Origin of the sequence: Streptomyces minutiscleroticus, assembly GCF_014650875.1 — a bacterium.
Classification (GTDB): domain Bacteria; phylum Actinomycetota; class Actinomycetes; order Streptomycetales; family Streptomycetaceae; genus Streptomyces; species Streptomyces minutiscleroticus.
On record NZ_BMVU01000065.1, the window covers coordinates 1 to 13,757 of the forward strand.

A 13,757-nucleotide genomic window follows, 5' to 3' on the forward strand; every position below is an offset into this window, starting at 1 on the left:
GCGCCTCTCCCACCGGCGGCCGCCGGTGGGAGAGGCGCCCCGGGGTACGGACTACGCGGGGGACGGCGGCGCACTGCGCGGGCCGCCGGAGGGGACGCCGTGGCGGATGACGCGGGTCGGGACGGTGACACGGCGGGGGGCGGGCGGCTCGCCCTCCCGGCGGTCGAGGCGGTCGACCAGCAGGCGTGCGGCCTGGCGGCCGATCTCGTCGGCGTCGTAGGAGACGAGGGTCAGCGGCAGACCGAGGACGTCGGACAGGTCGAAGTCGTCGAAGCCCGCCAGGGGCAGGGTGGTTCCCGTTCTGTACAGGGCCCGGATCGCGCCCTGGCTGATGCGGTTGTTGGTGCAGAAGAGCGCTGTGGGACCCTTGGACCGGTCGAGGAGGTCGAGGGCCGCCCGCTCCGCCGTCGCGGCGTCGACGAGGCCCTGGCGGATGAGGGTGCTGTCCGGCTCGACCCCGGCCTCCTCGTGGGCCGCCCAGAAGCCGCGCAGGCGCTCCGCCCCGGTGTAGAGCGCGGGCGGGTTCCCGAGGAAGGCGATGCGTGTGTGTCCTTCGGACAGCAGGCACGCGGTGGCTTCGCGGGCTCCGTGGAAGTCCTCCACCAGCACGCAGTCGGTGTCGAGTCCGGCCGGCGGCCGTGCGGCGAGGACGACGGGGACGTGACGCATGGCGCCGGCCAGGTGCTGCTGCCGGCTTCCCGCGGGGACGACGATCAGTCCTTCCACCTGGTGGTCGACGAGGCCGTCGATGAGGTCGGGCTCCCGTTCGGACTGTTCGGCGGAGTTGCTGAGCAGCATCCGGAAGCCGTACTCGGTGGCGACCTCCTGCACCCCCAGCGCCAGGCGCGAGTAGAAGGGGTTGGCGAGGTTGGTGACGACGAGGCCGATCATCCCGCTGCCACCGAGGCGCAGGCTTCGTGCGGTCTGGTTGCGGCGGTAGCCGAGCCGGTCGACGGCGGCGAAGACACGCTCGCGGGTCGCTTCGGACACACCGGGGTCGTTCTTGAGGACCCGTGAGACGGTCATGGCGCTGACCTGCGCGAGCTTTCCGACGTCCTGCATGGTCGGCCCGCCTCGGCGAACGGTCATGCCCTGCCCCTTCCTCTGCCTGCCTGCGGCGGCGCCCCGGTCCTCACGGAGCGCCCGGTGTGTCCTGTGCCCAGTGGGCGGCCCCGATCAGTGGTGCCTCGTCCGGCAGGCGGGCCGGCAGGACGGACGCGTCCGTTCCGCCGGCCTCGGCCAGCCCCTCGGTGAGCGCGGGGTGGATCAGGTTCCACGACTGGGCCATGGAACCGCCGACGACCACCGCGTCGGCCTCGAAGCGGTCGATCCACGGAGCCAGCGCCCGGCCGAGGACGCCGAAAGCGTAGCGGAATGCCTGCGAGGCGGCCGCGTCGCCTTCTCCGGCCAGCGCGGCGATCTCGTGGACGTCCGGGAGCACGCGCTCGTCCGGGAGGGCCGCGAGACGTGCGTAGTGGGCGCGGACGGCCCGGCGCGAGACCGTGTCCTCCAGCGGCCGGCCGTGCACCTCCAAGCGGTGCACGTGCCCGCTCGGCGGTACTCGGGGGCCGTCGTGCACGGGCCGGCCGGCGTGCAGGAACGAGGATCCCACGCCGGTGCCCAGCGTCAGGCAGACCGCGCGGCCGTGGCCGGCGGCGGCGCCGGCGCGGTGCTCGCCGATGGCGAAGGCGTCGGCGTCGTTGAGGAAGCGCAGCCGCTCGGCCCGGCCGGCCAGTCTCTCGCGCAGGCCGGCTCCGACGTCCACGCCCGACAGCGACTCGAACTTCCCGATCCCCGTGAAGCGGCCGATCCCGGTGTCGTAGTCGAAGGGGCCCGGCATGGCCACGCCCCAGCACGGTCGGTGTCCGGCGGGCAGCTCCAGGGCCGCCGAGGAGATGGCGTCGAGGATGCCGTCGGCCGAGGTGTGGGACGCCAGGGGCCTGCGGGTCACCGAGGAGACCAGGGGGCGGCCGGTCGCGGGGGCGACGAGAGCGGCGGTGACGTGCGTGCCGCCGACGTCGAGAACGGGGACGGGCGCGGGGGCCCGCCGCGTGGAGGTCACGCTCACGCCTCGACCACCAGCGCCTTCACGACGTGCACCTCGTCGGAGCCGAGGGCGCGGATGCGGTAGGGGCCGACGGCGGCGGGCACGGTGAGGGTCTCCGCGAAGGCCAGGGAGTGCGTGCGGCCGTCGCCGGTCTCGATGACGGCGCCCCGGCCGGAGGCGACGTTGAGGATGTGGAAGCGGCCGGCGGTGTCGTCGGCGATGCCCGCGTCCGGCGCCAGGACAAGGCGGTGCACCGCGTAGAACATCTCCGGCAGGGCGCCGATGACCTCCTCGCGCCAGCCCTCGCCCGCACGCAGCGTGCGCGGCTGCTGGACCAGGTCCTTCGTCACGTCCTCCCCGCGCCGGGCGGTGTCCAGGTTGGCGAAGCCGTGCTCGTAGGGCAGGGGCCGGCTCGCGCCGGCGGCGTCCTTGCGGAGCCAGTCGTAGAAGCGCAGGGAGTACAGGTACGGCGTCGCGCTCACCTCCAGCACCAGGTTGCCCGCCCCGGAGGCGTGCGGCGTGCCCGCGGGGATCATGAACAGCTGGCCCACCGTGGCGGGGTGGGCCTGGACGTGGTCCTCGACGGGCATCGGGGCGCCGTCGGCGATGGCGTCCTCCACCTGGCGGCGCATGACGTCGGGGTCCGCGTGCTCGGTGAGGCCGAGCAGCACCCGGGCGCCCGGTTCGCTGGCCGTGACGTAGTACGTCTCGTGCTGGGTGTAGGGCCAGCCGAACACCTCCCGCATGTACCGCTCCCGCGGGTGGCAGTGCAGGGACAGGTTGCCGCCCCCCATGGTGTCGAGGTAGTCGAAGCGGATCGGGAAGGAGGTGCCGAAGCGGCGGTGCACCTCCTCGCCGAGCATGTCCTCGGGGTGCAGGACGCACAGCAGCTGGAACGGGACCTCGACCTGTGCTCCGTCGGCCTCGCCGACGAGGACCCCCGCCTCGGGGGCGATGAGTTCGTAGCCCAGGGCGGTGTTGCCGGCCTGCGGGGTGAAGCCGAGTTCGCTCGCCGCCCACCGCCCTCCCCACGGGGTGGAGTTGAAGTAGGGGCGGGTGCGCACCGGCCCCCGGGCCAGGTGGGCCAGGGTGCCGCGCAGCGCGGTGCCGTCCAGTGAGGCGGGCGCGGCCGTGTCCTGCGCGTCGATCCACCGCTCGACCCGGCCCGCGATCGCGTCGCGGTGGCGGTCCAGGACGGGCCAGTCGGTGTAGAACAGGCGCACCAGGTCGCCGGGTTCGCCGGGGCGTCCCAGGTTGACGCCCACCGGCAGCTCGCCCTTGGCCACGGCGGCCTCGGCGTGGCGCTTGGGCAGGTCCGCGTACCACAGCACGTCGGGTCCGCACAGCGATGCGCCCGGCCCGAACACCACCGTCATACCGTCGTCGGTCGCGGGCCTGCGGGGCCGGGGGACCGAGTCGAAGAGGTCGCGGATGCCCGCCTCGGACAGCGGGGTGAAGAACGGGTCGCTGGCGGGGACCGGCCGGGCCGTCAGGCGCTCGGCGGCCGACGGCGCGTAGTGGTCGCGCACGTCCAGCAGTTCCACCTCGCGGCCCGTGGAGCGCGCGGCCGCGGCGAGACCGTCGGCCAGGGCGTCCCAGTCCAGCGCCGCGGGGCCGTCCACCGACAGGACGAGCGGGCCGTGCGGCAGCGCGGTCACGGCCGCCGGCCAGCCGGCGGCCACCTGCCCGGCGACCGGCTGGTAGCTGGGACGGAGGTCGTACGAACGAGACGCGGGCACATCTGCTCCTCACTGGACCGGATCATCGTGGTTAACGTTAACAACGCATGGCCGAAGGAGTCCATAGCCGGTCCCGAACTCGATTCCGACTGTAGGAGCCTGTTTGAGCTGGCTTTTTCTTCAGTTGCGAATCGACGTCGTCTTCACTTGCGTCCGAACCCTTGCTACCGGCGGAATGGTGTCGTTAACCTCCACGCAACACGCACTTGGCAGTTCCGGGCGCTTTCCGGGTCCATGCGCGCCCGTTGTTCACATCCAGCCATGCAGGTGGCCCGATTCCGTGAAGGTGATCAATGTCAGCATCGGGCAGGACCAGCCGCGCCGCCGCGCCGCTCGCCCGGCGCCGCTTCCTCGCCGGGGTGGCCTCGGGCGCGGCCGCCCTCGCGGCGGGGGGCTGCGCTCGCGGGGACAGCACGTCGGCGCAGCCGGGGACCACCAGCCTCTCCAACGACAACGCCACCTGGGACGAGGGCTACCGCTCCGCCGGGCGCGAACTGAAGAAGATCACCGGCTATGCGCTGCGGCCGCTGTCGAACCCGTCGGTGACCTCCTACCAGCAGGTCGTGCAGATGACCATGCAGACCTCGAAGGCCGCCGACCTGGTGAAGTGGGCTTCCGGTTACCAGCTCAAGCGGCTGGCGCGCGCCGGAGGGCTCACGGACCTGACGGACGTCTGGGAGCGGTACGAGGCCAAGGGGTGGGTGCGCGGCGCGTCACGGGAGACGGTGTCGTACCGCGGGAAGGCCTACGGCGTCCCGATCTACGAGTCGTACTACGTCCTCTTCTACAGCAAACCGGTGTTCAAGAGACTGGGACTGTCCGCCCCGGCCGACTGGGCGCAGTTGCTGCACTGCGCGGAGGTCCTCAAGCGCAACAAGATCACACCGTTTCTCGCCAGCCAGGTCGGCGGCTGGCCCGCGATCGAGTGGTTCCAGGAACTGGTCACCAAGGTCGATCCGCACTTCTACCAGAAGCTGACGACGGGCGCGGCCTCCTACACCGACGCCCCGGCGCGCCGGGCGATGGACATCTGGCACGACTTCATGCGCAAGGGCTGGATGACGTCGCCCGACTTCGACCAGGCGCGCGGCCCCGGCGCCCTCAAGGAGGGCACGCTGGGCATGTTCCTGCACGGCACCTGGCAGGCGTCGGGGATGGCGGCCGCGGGCATGGAGCCGGACGTCGACTACGGCGCCTTCATCCTCCCCACGGTGCGGCCCTCCACCCAAAAGAGTGTGATCGCCGAGTCGGGCGTCTTCGTGGTGCCCAGCCACGCCTCCTCGCACGAGGCCGCCATGGCGAACGCCGGGGCCTGGCTCACCCCGTCCGTGCAACGGAAGTGGAGCGACTTCCTGCAGGACAGCTCCGCCAACCCCACGGTGCGGTCGAGCAACCCGGTCGTGGCCCGGCTCCAGCAGGACATCGCCCGTGAGCACCGGCTCCCGCTGATCCGCTACTGGGAGGCCGGCCCGCCGAGCCTCATCCAGGGCAACACCAACGACCTGGGAGGGTTCATGGCCGGCCAGACCTCCCCGGCCACCACGCTGCGCCGGATGCAGGAGCGCGCACACGACGAATGGGCAGCCTGGAGGCGCGACGAAGCATGAGTACTCCCACCACCGACCGACGCGCCCCCGCCGTCGGCGCAGGACCCTCGGCACCCACGGACGGCGCGCGGCGCCCGCCGGCGACGCACGCGTGGCGCGGGAGGCGCGAACGCCTCACCGCCGGCGCCTTCATGGCCCCGTCCGTCGTCCTGGTCGCCCTGTTCCTGCTGGCCCCGTTCGTCTGGACCGTCCACCGCAGCTTCTTCAGCGACACCCGGACCACACCGTTCAGCTGGTTCGACAACTACGCACTGTTCGCCTCCGACCCGGCGCTGTCCCGCTCCGTCCAGAACACACTGATGTGGGTGGTGGGCACGGTCGTGCTCCCCTTCGTGCTCGGGCTGGCCATCGCCTGCATGACCGACGCCGGCCGCTTCTCGCGCCTCGCGCGGCTGTGCGTCGTGCTCCCCTACGCGCTCTCGGGCTCCGCGGTCGCGGTGGTCTGGAACTTCATGCTCACCGCCGACGGCGCCGTCAACCAGGTCCTGACCGGTCTGAACCTGGACTCGCTCGCCCACGGATGGCTGCTGACCTGGCCCGGCAACACCGTCGTGATGATCCTCGCCAACGCGTGGCAGGCGACCGGCGTGGCCGTCATCCTCTTCCTCGTCGGCCTGCAGTCCATCCCGCCGGAGACCCTGGAGGCCGGCGCCCTGGACGGCGCGGGGAGCTGGCAGCGGTTCCGTCACATCGTCCTGCCCCAGCTGCGCCCCGTGTCGATCATCGTGATCGGCATGAGCCTGGTCAACGGCCTCAAGTCGTTCGACCTGATCTGGGTCCTCACCCAGGGAGGCCCCGGCCGGGCCACCGAGACCCTCGCGGTGTCCATGTACAACGAGACCTTCCTGGAGCTGCGGCCCGGCGCGGGAGCCGCGATCGCGGTCGTCCTCACCGTGATCGTGCTGGCGGCGTCCTGGCTCTACCTGCGCCGCCAGCTCGACGTGAAAGGCGTATGACCATGACCCTCGGCAGAGTTCTGCGCAACGGCACCCTCACGGTGCTCGCCGTGCTGTGGCTGGTCCCGACGTGGCTCCTCGTGGTCAACGCGCTGGTGCCCGCCGGAAGCTACTCCGGCAGCCCGCACTGGCTCCCCCGGGACTTCGGGCTGTTCGACAACATGTCCCAGGCCTGGGACAGGGCCCGCCTCGGCCCGGCGTTCGGCAACAGCCTGCTGTACGCCGTGGTCAGCGCGCTGGCCGCGGTGGCGGTCGCCACGCTCGCCGCCTTCGCCACGATCGTCATGCCGGTGAAGCGCCAGGTGCTGTGGTTCTGGGTGATCTACTCCGGCACACTGCTGCCCCTGCAGGTCTTCATCCGCCCCCTGTTCCTGTCGTACGCGGAGACATCCCTGTACGACACCCAGATCGGCCTCGTACTGATCTACACGGCCATCGCGGTCCCCTTCGCGTTCTTCGTCATGCGCAACTACGCCCTGACACTGCCGCGGGAGGTCGTGGAGGCCGCGCGCATGGACGGCGCGTCCTGGTGGCGGGTGTTCTGGAACATCCACGTCCCGCTGAGCAGGTCCGCGATGATCGCCGTGTTCGTGTTCCAGTTCGTGGCCGTCTGGAACGACCTGATGTTCGGCATCACACTGACCACGAGCCGCAACATCCGGCCCGTCATGGCCGCGCTCGCCGATCTGCAGGGCAACTACTCCAACGTCGGGCCCCCCATCGTGCTGGCCGGCGCCCTCCTCGTCTCCCTGCCGACCCTGGTGCTGTTCTTCTCCGCCCAGCGCTTCTTCATCAGCAGCCTCAAGATGCACCACTGACCCCGCACACTCCCTCCCCACCGCCGCGAAGGGAAGACCATGCTGCGTTCGCTGCTCCGCCGTGCCACCGTGCCCGCCGTCTGCGCCGGCCTGCTCTGGGCCGCCGCCCCCGCACACGCCCAGACCCCTCACCCCGAACGCCCCCGGCCCCTGCCGGCCGGCGTATGGGCCGACCGCGCCACCGACGCCTACCGCTCCCTGCAGACCCACCTGTACGAAGGTGCCGACCAGCACGGCCTGTACCTGGAGCACACGCCCCGTCAGGCCACGGACCCCGAGCACTCCTTCCTCTGGCCGTTCCGCGAGGCCGCCGCGGCGGCCGTCGACATGCAGGACCTCCCGCGCACCGGCCCGGCCTACCGCCGGGACGCGACCGAGCGCTTCGACACGGTCGAGCTGTACTTCACCTCCGGGGACCGGCCGGGCTACCGGTCCTACCTGCCCGCTCCCCTGGGCCAGGGCGGCGACATCTACTACGACGACAACGCCGTGGTCGCCCTGAGCCAGCTCGACCAGTACGAGCACACCGGGGACCGCAGACTCCTGAAGCGGGCCGAGCAGGTCGTGCCCGTCGTCTCGCGCGCCTGGGACGGCGACACCGCCAAGGACTGCCCCGGCGGCATGGACTGGTTCGACTCACCCGCCAACACCGTCCGGGCCACCAACGTCACCGCGCTCTCCGCCCAGCTCGCCGCCCGGCTCTACGAGCACACCCGCAACCGCGCCTACCTCGACAAGGCCGAGCAGTGGTACGGCTGGGTGTCCTCCTGCATGCGCACGGCACCCGGCCTGTACGCCAACGACCGCGGCGACGACGGCAGCACCAACGAGACCCTGTGGACCTACAACTCGGGCGCCATGATCGGCACCGCCACCGCCCTCTACCGCGGCACCGGCGACACCGGCTACCTGGACAGGGCCGTCGAGGACGCCCGCGGCTCCCTCGCGTACTGGACGCAGGGCACCCGCCTGCACGACCAGCCGGCCGTCTTCAACGCCTTCTACCTCAAGGACCTGCTCGCCCTCGACGCCGTCCGCCCCGACCCGGCCTACCTCGAGGCCATGAGCGCCTACGCGGACAGCACCTACCGGACCAACCGGGACGCCTCCACCGGACTGTTCCGCTTCCAGCCGTCCAACGGCGGCGACTACGACCCCCAGGCGCCGGCCGCGACCCTCAACCAGTCCGCCATGGTCCAGATCTTCGCCACCCTCGCCGACGCCGCCCACCACGGCCGCAGGCCCTCCTGACCCGGCGCCCCGGCCGCGCGACACCACTTCTTCGAGCAAAGGACGTCCACGCACCATGCCCAAGCCACCGCTGACCCGGCCCTCCTGGTGGGACTCCGACATCGCGCGGGACATCCTGCGGGACCGCGTGGCCACCACCACCGGCCTCGGCGACCTGCGGGTACAGCTGTCGGGCGAGCCCCTGCTGCGCCGCGACGGCCGGGGCGGACTGCTGCAGTCCATCCGGCTGCGGGTGCACTCCCCCGGCACGGCGCGCCCGCGGCCGCGCGTCACGCGGGCCCGCGTCACCACCGGCGGGGGCACCCCCGTCCACTGCGAGGTCCTCCCCGGCCCCGGCGACGACACCCGCATCCTGGTGCCGGAGGTGGACGCCCCCACTCCCCTGCTGATCGAACTCCCCGAACTGGAGGAGGGCGCCCGGCTCTCGTTCGAGGCGCGTCCGCAGCGCCACTGGACGCTGCACCTGGTACAGCACTCCCACCTCGACATCGGCTACACCGACCCGCAGGGCCGGGTCATGGCCGAGAGCCGCGCCTACCTCGACTCGCTGCTCGAACTGTGCGACGACACCGACGACCGGCCGGAGCCCGCGCGGTTCCGCTGGGCCGTCGAGGGCTTCCACTCCTTCCAGGACTGGCAGGCCAACCGCCCCCGCCGCCAGGTGGAGAGCTTCCTCGACCGCGTACGCGAGGGCCGCATCGAACTCACCGCGCTGCCGTTCAACCTCCACACGGAGACCTGTTCCACGGACGAGCTGCACGAACTCCTCCGCCCCGTGACCGAGCTGCGCGACCGGCACGGCATCGACATCCGCACGGCCATGCAGACGGACGTGCCCGGCCAGGTCGTCGGCCTGCCCGACGTCCTGGCCGGCAACGGCATCCGCTACCTGTCCGTGGCGCACAACTGGGCCGGCCGGGCCGTGCCGCACCTCGTCGGCGGGGAACACCTGCCGCGCCTGTTCCGCTGGCGGACGCCCAGCGGCAACAGCGTGCTGGTCTGGCGCACGGACACCCCGCACGGCCTGGCCTACATGGAGGGCTCTGTCCTCGGTTTCGACGCGTCCTACGGCCACGTCGACGACCTCCTGCCCGCCTACCTCAGCGCCCTGGCCGAGTTCCCCTACCCTCACGAGGGCCGCGGGATCCCGGGCTTCCCGATCCTCGGCGACACCGTCACCGCCGACCCCTACCCGTGGGACGTGCTGCACCTGCGGGTCCTGGGCAAGTTCGCGGACAACGGCCCGCCGCGCCGCATCATCTCCGACACGGTGGACCGCTGGAACGAACAGTGGGCCTTCCCCCGGCTGCGCGCCTCCCGCAACCAGGACTTCTTCGAGGACGCCGAGAAGCGGGTGGGCGACCGCCTGGAGACCTACGAGGGCGACTGGAGCGACTGGTGGGTCGACGGCGTCGGAGCCGGCGCCGTGCCGCTCGCCGCCGCGCGCCGCGGCCAGGCCGCCCTCGCCGAGGCCCAGACCGTGGCCGGCTACGCCCACCTGCTCGGCGTGCCCGGCAGCACGGCCGTCACCGGGGCCGCGCCCGCCGTCTACCGCGCGGCCTCCCTGTTCAACGAGCACACCTGGGGCGCCGGCGACCCGTGGACCCACGGCGACCACGGCCACGGCTCCGGCGAGAAGCAGTGGCACTGGAAGTACTCCCAGGCCCTGCGCGCCCACGACGACGCGGAGACCCTGCTGGACTCCGCCGCCGCACTGCTGGGCGAGGCCCTCGCACCCTCCGCGGATGCTCTGGCCTCCTTCTACGTGGTGAACACCTGCAGCTGGGAGCGGACCGAGACCGCGCGGCTCTTCCTGCCCGAGAGCACCGTGGCGCTGGACGAGGCCGTCCAGGTCCTCGACGCGCGCACCGGTGCGCGCCTGCCCTGCGTCCAGGAGGCCCAGAGCAACGAGCGGCACCGGGCGGCCGGCCGGTTCCTGCACGTGCCCCTGGCCGACGTGCCGGCCTGCGGCACCGTGCGCCTGGACGTCGTCCCCGCCGCCCCGTCCGCCACGCACGACCCCGACGACACCGACGAACCCTCGGAACCGACCGTCCTGGAGAACGAGCACCTGCGCGTCACGGTCGACCTGCGCCGGGCCTGCATCGGCTCCCTCCTCGACAAGCGCACCGGGCGCGAGCTCGTCCGGCAGGACGCCGTCATCGGCTTCAACGGCTACGTGTACGACGAGTACGCCACGGCCGGCGCGTTCAACCACCAGTCCAGCAAGACCGTCGCCGACGACTCGATGCACCTGCTCGCCTCGCGGAACACCGCGCCGCCCGCGGCGCTCGTCGACCGCACGACCGACGCCACCGGCCACACGCTGGTCTACGAGTGCGCCCCGGCCGGCACCCGCCGCCTCCGCGTGAAGGTGCACCTTCCGCACGGCGCGGCCCGCGTCGACATCGAGAACCGCATCGACAAGACCGCGACGCTGACCAAGGAGAGCGCGTTCTTCGCCTTCCCCTTCGCCCTGGACGCCCCGGTCGTCCGCATGGAGGCCACCGGAGGCGTCACCGGCACCGGACGGGCGACCGTGCCGGGGTCGGCCACCCACATGCGCGCCGTCCGGCGCTGGATCAGTCTCAGCGACTCCGCCCACCATGTCGCCCTGGCCACGACCGACGCCCCCCTCGTGCAGCTCGGCGGGATCGCGATCCCCTACGTCCCCTATCCCCGGTCGCTGCCGCAGGAGGAGCCCGCCACCGTCTTCTCCTGGGTGCACAACAACATCTGGGACACCAACTTCCCGGCCCAGCAGGCGTTCGACCACGTCTTCCGCTACAGCGTCGGCGTCACGGGCGCCGAGGGGGCCTCCGACGCCCCGGTCCACGACGCTCCGGCGCTCGGCGAACGCCTGGCCGCGCACACGGCGGCCGTCACCGCTCACCCGCTCGTACCGGTCCGCGCCCGCGCCGAAGCCGGGGCCGAGCCGCCGGCGCGGCTGCGGTTCCTGACCGTGGACGACCCCCGCGTGCGCCTGGTGGGTCTGACCGCCCCGGGCGAGGACACCCTCATGGTCCGGCTGCAGTCCCTGACCGACACCCCGGTCACCTGCCGCCTGACCACGCCGTTCGCCGTCGGTCCGGCCTTCCGCACCACTTACCTCGGCCTGGCCCCGAGCGAGATCGCCCCGGAACCGGACGGAGCGATCCCGGTGGAGGTTCCCGCCCTCGGCACCACGGCCGTCACCCTCCGGCTGCACCGCCCCCCGTCCCCCGACCGCTCCTAGCGTCCCCCTTCGGCGGAGCGCCCGGCGGAGAGGAAAGGGCCCCGGACCGGTGTGAAGGTCGTCGTCGCACCGAAGGTGTCCTCGGCCCGTCCGGCCGGGGCCGCGGCCGCGGAGGACTCGGAAGCCGTTGGTCGAGCGACCGCCGGCCATCGGCGTGCGCCGGACGCAACCCGGTTGCGCCGTTCGGTGGGCACGCCCCCTCGTCGCCACAGCGTCACACCGACGAGGGGGCGTGCCCCGCGGTCGCGAAGCCGTCGTGTCCCGAACGCCGTGACCGCACCGCGCGCAGCGCCAGGAACACCAGCAGTCCGGCGGGCGACAGCAGGACGGTGAGGACCAGCAGCGGCCCCATCAGCAGGGCGGAGATCCTCAGCCGCCGCGCCTTCCGGTACATCCACTGCCCGATCAGGAGGTCCCGGGCGATGGCCTGCGCCCAGATGGCTCCCGCGCCGTCCGGAAGTACCGTCAGCTCCCGGAAGGCGTCCAGATCCGGGTCTTTGACCGCGGTCCGGAGTTCCGGGAACACCGGCAGCGCGAGCCCGAGGTGGACCGGCAGGACGGGCAGCACGGTCAGCGGTGAAGCGGCGATGCGGGCGGTCGGGCCCCAGGCCGGGCGAGGATCATGAGCAGCCAGACGGGTGCGGCCGGCCAGAAGGCGAGGCCGAAGAGGAACTCGGTCATGGCACGAGCTCCTTCGGGGCGTCGGCGACCGCGGTTCCGGCTGCCTCGGACCGGGGCCGGAGGGGAGCCCGCAGGCACCCGTAGGTCCCGAGAGCGGCGGCCGCCAGGATCGCCAGGGCCGCCCCCGACATCGCACCGCCGGGGTGGATCAGCGGCCGGCCCCCTGAGTACGAGGCGCGGCCCGCGTCCTGGGCCGTCCGCCCGCGACGGTTGTCGATGCCGTGCTCGCCGCTGCCGCCGGACCACACCGGTCCGGCGCCCTCGGCCCGCTGACCAGTGCGTCCGGGCACCACGCGGAGCAACCACCACCGGCGCACCACCAGCCACTGTCACCGGACCGAAGGGCCGCAGTCAGGCGGTCCGGGTCCGGGGGACCGCGGCGTCGAGCCGGTCCTCGGCGATCCGCCGGGCCGCCTCCAGCGGGGTGGTTCCGGTCGAGCGGGACAGGTCGAGGACGCGGCTCACGGTGGCGCCGATGCCCTCCACGCGCTTGCGGGCCGCCTCGTGGCTCTCGCCCTCCGCCTCCCGGCCCAGGGCGTAGGCGATGCCGCCGGCACCGGCGACGTAGTCGGGGATCCACACGATGTCGCGCTGTGCGAGGGTGTCGGCGACGGTCTCCTCGGTGAGCTGGTTGTTCGCCGGGCCGACGACCAGGCGGGCGCCGATCGTGGGGACGCTGGCCTCGCTGAGCACTCCGCCCACGGCGGCGGGGACCAGGATGTCGGCCGGTGCGGACAGGGCCTGCCCGGGCTCGACCCATCCGTATCCGCCGGCCAGGGCGGCCTGTTCGCGCGAGGCGTCCACGTCCGACACCACCACGTGGGCGCCCTCGGCGGCGAGGCCGGAGGCGATGCGGCCGCCGACCGAGCCGAATCCGCTGACGACCACCGTCCGCCCCGCGCAGGACGCGGTGCCGAACACATGCCGCGCACCGGCGTGCAGGGCGGCCAGCACGCCGACGGCGGTGGGGCCGCCGGAGTCGCCGGTGCCCCCGTGCTCCTCGGGCGCGCAGTACGCGTACGGCGAGAAGCGGCGCAGCACCACCATGTCGTCGGGGCCGGTCCCCACGTCGGGGCCGGTGCGGTAGGAGCCGTCGAAGGAGGCGATCAGCTCGCCCAGGTCCTCCAGCGCGGCCCGGCGCAACTGCGGTGTGAGATCGGTGTCCTGCTCGAGGGCGATCACACTCTTGCCGCCGCCGAAGTCCAGGCCGGCCACGGCGGCCTTGTAGGTCATCGCCTCCGACAGGCGCAGCGCGTCGGTCAGCCCCTCGCGCCAGTGGGCATAGCGGCGCAGCCTGCAGCCGCCGACCGCCGGACCCAGCGTTCGGGAGTGGACCGCGACGATCAAGGGCAGACCGGACCGGCGTCCGCGCCGGATGACGACGTCTTCATGCACAGATGTTTGGCTCATGCCCTTGAAGTTA

10 protein-coding genes and 1 pseudogene are annotated in these 13,757 nt (G+C 72.8%); 5 read left to right on the forward strand and 6 right to left on the reverse strand.

Translation table 11 applies throughout. The features are described 5' to 3' along the window. Nucleotides 1-51: 51 nt before the first annotated feature. The 3 genes from IE271_RS34720 to IE271_RS34730 are packed head-to-tail and all read right to left on the reverse strand — an operon-like array spanning nucleotide 52 to nucleotide 3,786. Nucleotides 52-1,089 carry a LacI family DNA-binding transcriptional regulator gene (locus tag IE271_RS34720; protein WP_190194458.1) on the reverse strand — a complete coding sequence of 346 codons (1,038 nt, stop codon included), beginning with the start codon at nucleotides 1,087-1,089 and terminating at the stop codon, nucleotides 52-54. Nucleotides 1,090-1,132: 43 nt separating this feature from the next. After that, on the reverse strand, nucleotides 1,133-2,068 hold the full coding sequence (locus IE271_RS34725; RefSeq protein WP_229919770.1) for an ROK family protein: 936 nt from the start codon (nucleotides 2,066-2,068) through the stop codon (nucleotides 1,133-1,135). Then, nucleotides 2,065-3,786: a class I mannose-6-phosphate isomerase gene (locus IE271_RS34730; protein ID WP_190194459.1), complete on the reverse strand. Its 1,722-nt coding sequence runs from the start codon at nucleotides 3,784-3,786 to the stop codon at nucleotides 2,065-2,067. The genes IE271_RS34725 and IE271_RS34730 overlap by 4 nt, the downstream gene beginning before the upstream one ends. A gap of 293 nt (nucleotides 3,787-4,079) precedes the next feature. On the opposite strand from IE271_RS34730, the gene IE271_RS34735 reads away from it, so the two are divergent. Genes IE271_RS34735 through IE271_RS34755 form a run of 5 tightly spaced genes read left to right on the forward strand, consistent with a single transcriptional unit; the run spans nucleotide 4,080 to nucleotide 11,653 of the window. Further along, nucleotides 4,080-5,393: an ABC transporter substrate-binding protein gene (locus IE271_RS34735; RefSeq protein WP_190194460.1), complete on the forward strand. Its 1,314-nt coding sequence runs from the start codon at nucleotides 4,080-4,082 to the stop codon at nucleotides 5,391-5,393. After that, entirely contained in the window at nucleotides 5,390-6,349 is a 960-nt protein-coding gene (locus tag IE271_RS34740; RefSeq protein ID WP_190194461.1) for a carbohydrate ABC transporter permease, read from the forward strand. Before IE271_RS34735 ends, IE271_RS34740 begins: the two co-directional genes overlap by 4 nt. Beyond that, nucleotides 6,346-7,167: a carbohydrate ABC transporter permease gene (locus IE271_RS34745; protein ID WP_373308885.1), complete on the forward strand. Its 822-nt coding sequence runs from the start codon at nucleotides 6,346-6,348 to the stop codon at nucleotides 7,165-7,167. Before IE271_RS34740 ends, IE271_RS34745 begins: the two co-directional genes overlap by 4 nt. 39 nt (nucleotides 7,168-7,206) lie before the next feature. Beyond that, on the forward strand, nucleotides 7,207-8,418 hold the full coding sequence (locus IE271_RS34750) for a glycoside hydrolase family 76 protein (RefSeq protein ID WP_190194463.1): 1,212 nt from the start codon (nucleotides 7,207-7,209) through the stop codon (nucleotides 8,416-8,418). A gap of 55 nt (nucleotides 8,419-8,473) precedes the next feature. Further along, nucleotides 8,474-11,653: a glycoside hydrolase family 38 N-terminal domain-containing protein gene (locus tag IE271_RS34755; protein ID WP_190194464.1), complete on the forward strand. Its 3,180-nt coding sequence runs from the start codon at nucleotides 8,474-8,476 to the stop codon at nucleotides 11,651-11,653. Between the two features lie 214 nt (nucleotides 11,654-11,867). Here the strand turns inward: IE271_RS34755 and IE271_RS34760 are convergent. The 3 genes and pseudogenes from IE271_RS34760 to IE271_RS34770 form a co-directional block, all read right to left on the reverse strand. Further along, nucleotides 11,868-12,334: pseudogene (locus tag IE271_RS34760) on the reverse strand (ABA4-like family protein). Beyond that, entirely contained in the window at nucleotides 12,331-12,624 is a 294-nt protein-coding gene (locus IE271_RS34765; protein WP_190194465.1) for a hypothetical protein, read from the reverse strand. Before IE271_RS34765 ends, IE271_RS34760 begins: the two are co-directional and overlap by 4 nt. Nucleotides 12,625-12,685: 61 nt before the next feature. Continuing rightward, a complete protein-coding gene (locus tag IE271_RS34770; RefSeq protein WP_190194466.1) occupies nucleotides 12,686-13,744 on the reverse strand; it encodes a Glu/Leu/Phe/Val dehydrogenase family protein in 1,059 nt (352 codons plus the stop codon). Nucleotides 13,745-13,757: the final 13 nt, after the last annotated feature.

Excerpts from the sequence above, each read along its gene's own strand:
- IE271_RS34720 (WP_190194458.1), bottom strand. The coding sequence starts at position 1,089 with ATGACCGTTCGCCGAGGCGGGCCGACCATGCAGGACGTCGGAAAGCTC.
- IE271_RS34735 (WP_190194460.1), top strand. The coding sequence starts at position 4,080 with ATGTCAGCATCGGGCAGGACCAGCCGCGCCGCCGCGCCGCTCGCCCGG.
- IE271_RS34740 (WP_190194461.1), top strand. The coding sequence starts at position 5,390 with ATGAGTACTCCCACCACCGACCGACGCGCCCCCGCCGTCGGCGCAGGA.
- IE271_RS34745 (WP_373308885.1), top strand. The coding sequence starts at position 6,346 with ATGACCATGACCCTCGGCAGAGTTCTGCGCAACGGCACCCTCACGGTG.
- IE271_RS34750 (WP_190194463.1), top strand. The coding sequence starts at position 7,207 with ATGCTGCGTTCGCTGCTCCGCCGTGCCACCGTGCCCGCCGTCTGCGCC.
- IE271_RS34755 (WP_190194464.1), top strand. The coding sequence starts at position 8,474 with ATGCCCAAGCCACCGCTGACCCGGCCCTCCTGGTGGGACTCCGACATC.
- IE271_RS34770 (WP_190194466.1), bottom strand. The coding sequence starts at position 13,744 with ATGAGCCAAACATCTGTGCATGAAGACGTCGTCATCCGGCGCGGACGC.